Annotated in this window: 3 protein-coding genes; all 3 read left to right on the plus strand. The window is 70.3% G+C overall.

Going from position 1 to position 2,793, the window contains the following annotated elements; translation table 11 throughout:
* The first annotated feature begins 378 nt into the window (after nt 1-378).
* A complete protein-coding gene (locus ACFE8Y_RS21600; RefSeq protein ID WP_375466414.1) occupies nt 379-873 on the plus strand; it encodes a tRNA (cytidine(34)-2'-O)-methyltransferase in 495 nt (164 codons plus the stop codon).
* Nucleotides 870-1,799, plus strand: coding sequence for an oxygen-dependent coproporphyrinogen oxidase (gene hemF, locus ACFE8Y_RS21605; protein WP_375466415.1), 930 nt, complete (start codon nt 870-872; stop codon nt 1,797-1,799). Before ACFE8Y_RS21600 ends, hemF begins: the two co-directional genes overlap by 4 nt.
* Nucleotides 1,796-2,793, plus strand: a 998-nt coding sequence (locus ACFE8Y_RS21610; protein WP_375466416.1) for an ATP-dependent RecD-like DNA helicase, incomplete at its 3' end; no start/stop codon positions are given. The genes hemF and ACFE8Y_RS21610, both read left to right, overlap by 4 nt.

Raw genomic sequence — 2,793 nt, forward strand, 5'->3', positions numbered from 1 at the left:
CCAAGCCGGGCCTGCCCGACTTGGGCACCGCCGACTTGGGCACCAAAGATCGGATCTCGGGTAGACCCGAGGTCCGTGGTCGGCAAAGCCCTCGCCCCGCAGGCGGGGCGAGGGGATGCGCGGGAACCCGCGCACCAAGTGCCGAAATGTGTGAAGCCAATAGCTCTGCGAGGGAGGGCGGTCCTCGACGCGCGCGAGAGTCGGGAGAGGGGAGTGCGCTGTCCGGAACCGTCGCTCCCCTCACCCGACTTAGCTCGCGGGCCACCCTCTCCCGCAGGGGGGAGAGGGAAGGGCTGGATCGGAATACTTTCCGCTTCGCGTCATCATCACGAGGCAGTGGTTTGATTGGACGGACCCGAACGGCTACCCGCGAAAACCATGCTGCGCCTCGCCCTCTACCAGCCCGACATCCCGCAGAACGCCGGCACGCTGCTGCGCATGGCGGCCTGCCTCGGGGTGGCGGTCGAGATCATCGAGCCGGCGGGCTTCGACGTGTCCGACCGGCACCTGCGCCGGGCGGGACTGGACTACCTCGACCACGTCGCGATCACCCGGCACCGCTCCTGGGCCGCCTTCTGCGAATGGCGCGAGCGGGAGACCATCCGCCTCGTGCTGGCGACCACCGCCGCCGCCCTGCCCTACACCGACTTCGCGTTTTCCGACGGCGACTGCGTGCTGATGGGGCGCGAATCGGCCGGCGTGCCGGACCACGTCCACGCGGCCGCGGACGCGCGGGTGGTGGTGCCGATCCGGGCGGGCCTGCGCTCGCTCAACGTCGCGGTCGCGGCGGCGATGATTCTGGGCGAGGCGATCCGGCAGGTCGGCCCGCACGAATTGACGGCATCCGATCGGGATGGGACATCGGCCCCATGACGATGCCGGATCAGACGCCCGCCCCCGCCCTGCCCGAGGCCGACATCGCGGCGCTGAAGGCCGAGGCGACGGCGTGGTTCACGACGCTGCGCGACCGGATCGTCTCCGCCCTCGAAACCATCGAGGCGGAGGCCACGGGCCCCTTCCACCCCGACGCGCCCTCGGCCCCGCAGACCTTCGTCAAGACGCCGTGGGAGCGGACCGACCACACCGGGCAGCCCGGCGGCGGCGGCACCATGGCGATGCTGCACGGGCGGGTGTTCGAGAAGGCCGGCGTCCACGTCTCGGCGGTGCACGGGGAGTTCGCGCCCGAGTTCCGTGCGCAGATGCCGGGGGCGGCCGAGGACCCGCGCTTCTTCGCCACCGGCATCTCGTTGATCGCCCATCCCTGGAATCCCAATGTTCCGACGGTGCACATGAACACTCGGTTCGTCGTGACCACGAAGACGTGGTTCGGCGGGGGCGCCGACCTGACGCCGGTGCTCGACCGCAGGCGGACCCAGGACGACCCGGACACGCAGCACTTCCACGCCTGCCTGAAGGCGGCCTGCGACGCCCACGCGCCGGCCGCGGACCATGCCCGCTACAAGGCCTGGTGCGAGGAATATTTTCACGTGAAACATCGCAATGAGCCGCGCGGCGTCGGCGGGATCTTTTACGATTACCACTGGACGGGCGACCGCCAAGCCGACCTCGCCTTCACCCGCGACGTCGGGGGCGCCTTCCTCGACGCCTACCCCGAGATCGTCCGCCGCAACGTCGGCACGGCCTGGACCGAGGCCGATAGGCTGGAGCAGCAGGTGCGGCGGGGCCGCTACGTCGAGTTCAACCTGCTCTACGACCGCGGCACGATCTTCGGCCTCAAGACCGGCGGCAACGTCGCCTCGATCCTGTCGTCGCTCCCGCCGACCGTGCGCTGGCCGTGAGCGATGTACCGAAGAGCTTCGCGCCGCAGCAGGACGCGGCGCTCAAAAGCATCGCGGCGTGGCGCAAGGCCAAGGACGCCCCCCAGGTGTTCCGCCTGTTCGGCTATGCCGGCACCGGCAAGACCACGCTGGCCCGCCGCATCGCCGACGACGTCGAGGGCTCCGTGGTGTTCGGCGCCTTCACCGGCAAGGCGGCCTCGGTGATGCGAAGCAAGGGCTGCCACGACGCCGCGACGATCCACTCCCTGATCTACCGCACCAAGGAGACGGAGGAAGGCGGCCCGGCCTTCACCCTGAACCGGGCGGGGCCTGCGGCCAAGGCCGACCTCATCGTCGTCGACGAGTGCTCGATGGTCGATGCGGATCTCGGCCACGACCTCCTGTCGTTCGACAAGCCGGTTCTGGTGCTCGGCGACCCGGCGCAGTTGCCGCCGGTGCGCGGCGGCGGCTTCTTCACCGAGGCCGAGCCCGACGTGATGCTCACCGACGTCCACCGGCAGGCCAAGGACGACCCGATCGTCCGCATGGCGATGACCGTGCGCGAGGGCGGGCGCCTGGAACTCGGCGAATACGGGGCCAGCCGCGTGGTCTCGCGCCGCGCCATCGACCCGGCCCAGGTGCTCGACTGCGACCAGGTGCTGGTGGGCCTCAACAAGACCCGCCGGCTCTACAACGGGCGCCTGCGGGAGCTTGCCGGCCACGTCGACCCGATGCCGGCGGTGGGCGAGAAGCTGGTGTGCCTGAGAAACGACCGCACCAAGGGCCTGCTCAACGGCTCGACCTGGACGGTGCAGGCCCAGCGTGCCCCTCCCCGCCCCGACACGATCCGCCTCGACGTGGTGCCGGAGGACGATCCGGGCCTTCGCAAGCGGGCGATCGACATCAAAGTTTTACGCGCCGTGATCTCGGGGTCGGAGGAGGAGATCCCGGCGTTCCTGCGCCGGGAGACCGACGAGTTCACCTACGGCTACGCGCTCACCGTCCACAAGGCGCA

Origin of the sequence: uncultured Methylobacterium sp., assembly GCF_964242245.1 — a bacterium.
Classification (GTDB): domain Bacteria; phylum Pseudomonadota; class Alphaproteobacteria; order Rhizobiales; family Beijerinckiaceae; genus Methylobacterium.